This is a genomic window from Shewanella sp. 125m-7, assembly GCF_052977045.1.
Map to the genome: position 1 here is coordinate 1 of NZ_JBRILQ010000079.1, position 5,912 is coordinate 5,912.

The window sequence follows — 5,912 nt, forward strand, 5'->3', positions numbered from 1 at the left end:
TGCAATGTACTTCGTACATAAAACGCAACCTCTCCGCCCCCATGTGTTCACTGCGTGAACCGATTCGGTCATTTCCAGGCGCCACTTTTATTTTCACTTTTGTAAAAGTGAAGACAAAACTATATTCTCGAAAGAGAAGCGATAAAGCCCGTTGCTAACGCAACGGGCTTTTTTCGTTTTCGATTTGTTGGAATAAGGTTTATTGGCAGCTCGGCATCTCACAACCTGGAAGATGACGAGCTACTAATACTAAAAATAGGATCTAATTGCATTCATCGTATTATCTTCATTTATGGTTATGGATAACTTTAAAAATACTGACTTTACAGCTCGAGCTCGTGAGCAAAAATCTATGCAAATGAAGATGCGCCTACTTGCACGGGCTCTTTTTCAGGATGGAAAACCTCGAACTCAAATTGCACTATTTTTAAAAGTGACTAGAGCCAGCGTCAATAAGTGGCTACATGCCTAATTAGAAGAAGGGCTAGCGAGCTGCAAGAAAAACCGCGTACAGGAAGACCTGCATTTCTCAGCACAGAACAGCAAGCTCAACTCGCTGACTATATAGAGAAAAGAGCAAGCAGCGATCAAGGTGGTAGATTAACGGGGGCACACATACACAGCTATATTTTGTCAGAGTTTGGCAAAGCTTATCCCCCTGACTTAATCTATTATTTGTTGAATTATATGGGTTTTATCATGGATAACCTCACGTTCTAAGCACCCAAAGCAATCAATAGAGGCTCAAGGGGAATTTAAAAAAAATTCCAGATTAAAGCGGTCCTTAAGATCCCGTAATACCTTCCTTTAGATCGCATCGATATCTGGTTTCAGGATGAAGCAAGATTCGGTCAACAAAACACAACAACTAAGATTTGGGCTCGAAAAGGTAGCAGCCAAGGGTTGTACGCCAGAGCAATTCGAATATGCATACCTTTTTGGCTCCGTATGCCCCAGCAGAGGTATAGGCCAAGCAATTGTGGTTCCGTGGACAAGCAAAGAAGCAATGATCCTCCACTTAAGACAGATCTTAGAAGCCACTGACATAGATAGGCATGCTGTAGTACTCATGGATGGTGGCGGTTGGCATACAGACGGTATTGCAGATCAATTCAAAAATGTCAGCATCATCAAATTACCGCCCTATTCACCAGAGCTTAATTCAATTGAACAAGTATGGAACTGGATGCGGCAACGCTCCTGACACAAGGGGACTCCTCGTTCATAGCGCTTTCAAAAATGATGAAGACATTGTCGATAGTGTTTGTGAAGCTTGGAATACCTTTACTGAGAGTTCAGAGCGAGTGACAGAAATGTGTTCTAGGGACTGCGGAAATATGCTCAGTTAGCTTTCCCGTTTGGTATAAAACTAATAGAACAAGTTTGGCAGTGGCTAGGCTGAGGTGATATCTAATAGAGTGTTTTCAGGTTTTTATGACATTGTTGATCAAGTATTGATAGCGTGGAGCATCTTTATTTGAGAGCGTCGAGATAGGGTCAAAATCTTGTGCTGGAGAGATTGGATTAAATGGGTCGGTTAGTTAATGCAATGGGGATTAGATTGGGCGGAAATTAAATTTGGAGAATGACCTGCAACATTATGAAAAGGCTTTTTTTGGTAAACGAAGAGTGTTGGAGCTTCTTTGTATTTGGGAACCGTGAAATTAAAAGATAAGGACCGTCACTGTTTAACATTGATGACCTACGTTACATTTGTGCTCCATTTACCGCGTTACTCGGTTGGTTGCTTCGGATAAGCCACAGGTGAAAGCTACAACGGGAATGTAAAGCTATTTCATTTTCACACAATGGATCACTCCTGCTTTCCTAAAGCTACATGTTCGAAAGAGGCGTAGCGGCCCGTCAGTGTTCTCAGATTGGCTCGGCTCTGACACTTGATTGTCATTGCGGCAAGGAAGCTTTTTCGAATGGCGACTTTAGGCTACAATAGCGTTTTGACTGCTAATGAAATCCTGATGCAAACTAGCCCGACTCACCCCCTTAAATCATACAATACATTTGCATTAGCACACTCGTGTCGTCAATTAGTACATGCTTCGTCCTGTCAGCAGTTAATTGAAACTTGTTGTTATTTATATAAGTCCAAAGAGCCGATGTTAGTTTTAGGTGGCGGCAGCAATGTTATTCTTTGTGAGGATTTTGAAGGAACGGTCGTATTGGTTGAAACTAAGGGAATCGAAGTTTCTACTGACAATACTGATCATCACCTTTCGGTAGCTGCGGGTGAAAACTGGCATGACCTTGTATGCTTTTGTTTAGAAAATGGACTTGCAGGCTTAGAGAATTTAGCATTGATCCCTGGCACGGTCGGGGCTGCACCAATCCAGAATATTGGTGCTTATGGCGTCGAATTAAACGATTTTTGTGATTGGGTTGAGTACGTTGATTTGCGTGATGGCCAGTTAGTACGTTTAGCTGCCAATACTTGTGATTTCGGTTATCGAGACTCTATCTTTAAGCAAGCGCTGTTAGGTAAGGCGGTGATCACCAGAGTTGGCTTTAAACTGCCAAAGCTTTGGGTTCCTCGATTAGATTATGGCCCACTTAGGTCATTTAAAGCTGAACAAGTCACTGCTCAGCAAGTGTTTGATAGTATTTGCGAAACTCGCCGAGCTAAATTGCCTGATCCTGCTGTATTTGGTAACGCTGGTAGTTTCTTTAAAAACCCACTCATAGATAGCAAAAAATTTGCCAAGCTGACTATCTTATATCCTGAAATAGTCGGCTTCCCTCATGCTGATGGGCAAACAAAAGTAGCTGCAGGTTGGCTGATTGACAAAGCGGGACTAAAGGGCTTTCAAGTCGGCGGGGCTGCGGTACACGAAAATCAGGCATTAGTGCTTATTAATAAAGATAACGCTAGTAGCGATGATGTACTTTTGTTGGCAAAAGTAATTGTTGAGAAAATTGAGACACAGTTTGGTATCAGGCTTGAGCCTGAGCCGCGAATGATAACGGCATATGGTGAAAGGAACTTATAGCATGGCTGAGCAATGGGGTCGCAAAAGACAAATTTTATCAGAGTTAGCGGCAGGCACTTTTGTGTCTGGTGAAGCGTTAGCTACGATTGTAGGCGTATCTAGGACTGCAGTGAGTAACCATATTTCTGGACTTGAGGAGTACGGTGTCGATATTTATAGCGTCAAAGGTAAAGGTTATCGCCTAAACGGACCCATTTCGTTGGTCGATGAGGCAAATCTGAAAAGCCAAATTAGTAACCGTTGCTTCTATTTTGATGATATACCCAGTACTAATGCATTTATTCTTAAGCATGCTGAGGAACTTGTTTCCGGTGATATCTGTGTTGCAGAGTATCAATCGGCTGGGCGGGGCCGACGAGGTCGAGTTTGGGTTTCTCCGTATGGGTGTCACTTATACTTCTCTATGTATTGGCAGTTTCCACAAGGTATGGCACAAGCCATGGGTTTAAGCTTAGTTGTAGCGTGTTCCATCGTTTCTGTGTTAGAGCAACTCGATGTAAAAGATGTCGGGGTTAAATGGCCGAATGATATATATCTTGAGAACAAGAAGCTTGCTGGTGTATTAATTGAAATGAATGGCCAAACCGACAGTCAGTGTAACTTGGTAATCGGTATTGGCTTAAACATGGCAATGGGGGAGCAACATGCTGCCAAAATTGATCAGCCTTGGAACGACTTATCGGGCCAGCTCAATATGCCTGATAAGACCGCCTTGTTAGTGCTTTTGCAAAAACAACTGCAGCAAGACCTAAGTCTATTTCAAAGCTCGGGTCTAAAAGCATTTACAGAGCGCTGGAGTGCGGCAGACCTGTTTGAAGGCCATGCGGTGAAATTACTAATGGGACAAGATGAAGTGCATGGTGTGTGTAGAGGGATCGACGAGCAAGGCGCGATAGTTTTGGAAACTGAATCTGGGTTACATAGTTATATAGGTGGTGAGATTAGCCTGCGTAAAGCAGACTAATCGATATTTATTTGGCTTAGTTAACAGGCTATTTGCGCAATAGGACTTGATCCATCATATGGTCAGGTCCTTTTTGTAAAATAAGATGAGCTCTTTCACGTGTAGGCAAAATATTAAGGGTCAAATTAGGTCCGTTAATCGTATCCCAAATATTTGAAGCGGTTGCGGTTGCTTCGGCATCATCTAGCTTTGAGTAATGATGGAAATAAGAACCTTCGCTACTAAATGCCCCGGTTCTGAATTGCAAGAAACGATCGACATACCATTTCTTTAAGAGAGTTTCATTGGCATCAACATAGATCGAGAAATCGACAAAATCAGATACAAAAGGTCGCTGTGTATCGACGGGGGAATCTTGACCCGTCTGTAAAACATTTAACCCTTCAATAATGAGTATATCTGGTTGGCGGATCCACTGCTGTTTATCGGCAATTCGATCATAGGTGATATGCGAATAAATCGGTGAACTCACTGCCGGCTCACCAGCTTTAATTGCTGAAATAAACTCGACAAGTGCCTTCATATCATAACTTTCAGGGAAGCCTTTGCGTTGTAATAGTCCGCGCCGCTTAAGTTCAGCTAATGGATATAAAAAACCATCAGTTGTGATCAAATCAACTCTAGGGTGTTCCGGCCAATGGCTTAGTAGCGCTTGCAAAATACGTGCTGTAGTGCTTTTACCTACAGCGACACTGCCCGCAATACTAATGATATAGGGACGTTTAGGTGGCACATGACCTAGAAATTCATTCAATGCCAAGCCGCGTTGCTGTTTTGCACCTACGTTCAGGTTCAAAAGGCGACTTAAAGGCAAATAGATATCGGTGACCTCAGATAGTGATATCTTTTCATTGATACCTCGCAAATCGGCCAAATCATGTTCGCTAAGTGTTAATGGGACTGAATCTCTCAGTCCTGCCCACTGTAGGCGTTGAAATGCGAGGTAAAGAGCATTGTGAATTTGATTGGGTTGGGACATTGCGAAGTTCTCCGTTCAGGAGGGCACAGTACACTATGAATTTATTACGAACAACTGCAATGAGAAGTGGGTTGCTCGCTTTAAACTCGAATTGCTTTTAAAAGCCTTAAAAGTGTACGCAAAATGGCGCTAGAGTAGAAAAAAACATCATTTGATAGACTTTTTTAATAATATTTCACTTTTGCTATTGCACTTAGGCGAACATTTCCATAATATCCGCTACCGAAATGACACGCCGGCATAGCTCAGTTGGTAGAGCAACTGACTTGTAATCAGTAGGTCCCGAGTTCGACTCTTGGTGCCGGCACCATTTCTCTGGAGGGGTTCCCGAGTGGCCAAAGGGATCAGACTGTAAATCTGACGGCTCAGCCTTCGAAGGTTCGAATCCTTCTCCCTCCACCATATTCTAGGTAGTTAGGTAACCTGAAGTAGGTTCCGCGGATGTCGTATAATGGTATTACTCCAGCCTTCCAAGCTGATAACGCGGGTTCGATTCCCGCCATCCGCTCCAAAATTTTGCTGATAATACTTAATCAGTAGGAAGCACTCGGTCTCGAGTGCTTTTTCCCGTTTAAGCCAACCATCAGCACCCTCCTGCTTCTCTCGCCCTGATTATCTTACTAACTGATTCGATGACATTTTAATGCGTCGGGTTTTTTGCTATATGCAGTTTCATCACCAAATACTTGGATTGGGGCAATACCATGGCTAAAGAAAAATTTGAACGCGTAAAACCGCACGTAAACGTTGGTACCATCGGACACGTTGACCATGGTAAGACAACTCTTACAGCTGCTATCTCTGCCGTATTGGCAAAGACATATGGCGGTGTTGTACGTGATTTCGCACAGATCGATAACGCTCCAGAAGAGCGTGAGCGCGGTATTACGATTAATACTTCTCACATCGAATATGACACTCCTGCACGTCACTATGCACACGTAGATTGTCCTGGTCACGCCGATTA

At 43.1% G+C, this 5,912-nt stretch carries 4 protein-coding genes, 3 tRNA genes and 1 pseudogene; 7 read left to right on the forward strand and 1 reads right to left on the reverse strand.

Annotated elements, in window-relative coordinates; genetic code table 11:
• The first annotated feature begins 298 nt into the window (after positions 1–298).
• The 3 genes and pseudogenes from ACVBIL_RS20360 (at position 299) to birA (ending at position 3,966) form a co-directional block, all read left to right on the forward strand.
• Positions 299–1,349, forward strand: a pseudogene (locus ACVBIL_RS20360) (IS630 family transposase).
• A 627-nt stretch (positions 1,350–1,976) separates the two neighbouring features.
• Positions 1,977–3,002, forward strand: coding sequence for a UDP-N-acetylmuramate dehydrogenase (murB, locus tag ACVBIL_RS20365; protein WP_447168762.1), 1,026 nt, complete (start codon positions 1,977–1,979; stop codon positions 3,000–3,002).
• A gap of 1 nt (position 3,003) precedes the next feature.
• Positions 3,004–3,966 carry a bifunctional biotin--[acetyl-CoA-carboxylase] ligase/biotin operon repressor BirA gene (birA, locus tag ACVBIL_RS20370; RefSeq protein WP_447168759.1) on the forward strand — a complete coding sequence of 321 codons (963 nt, stop codon included), beginning with the start codon at positions 3,004–3,006 and terminating at the stop codon, positions 3,964–3,966.
• A 28-nt stretch (positions 3,967–3,994) separates the two neighbouring features.
• Here birA and coaA read toward each other — a convergent pair whose 3' ends face one another.
• Positions 3,995–4,945: a type I pantothenate kinase gene (gene coaA / locus ACVBIL_RS20375; RefSeq protein ID WP_447168760.1), complete on the reverse strand. Its 951-nt coding sequence runs from the start codon at positions 4,943–4,945 to the stop codon at positions 3,995–3,997.
• A gap of 234 nt (positions 4,946–5,179) precedes the next feature.
• Between coaA and ACVBIL_RS20380 the strand changes: the two genes are divergently transcribed.
• The 4 genes from ACVBIL_RS20380 to ACVBIL_RS20395 all read left to right on the forward strand — a co-directional run.
• Positions 5,180–5,255: transfer RNA gene (locus ACVBIL_RS20380), tRNA-Thr, on the forward strand.
• Between the two features lie 7 nt (positions 5,256–5,262).
• Positions 5,263–5,347 (forward strand) — tRNA-Tyr (locus ACVBIL_RS20385).
• A gap of 35 nt (positions 5,348–5,382) precedes the next feature.
• Positions 5,383–5,456 (forward strand) — tRNA-Gly (locus ACVBIL_RS20390).
• 193 nt (positions 5,457–5,649) lie between these two features.
• Positions 5,650–5,912, forward strand: a 263-nt coding sequence (locus tag ACVBIL_RS20395) for a GTP-binding protein (RefSeq protein ID WP_447168761.1), incomplete at its 3' end; no start/stop codon positions are given.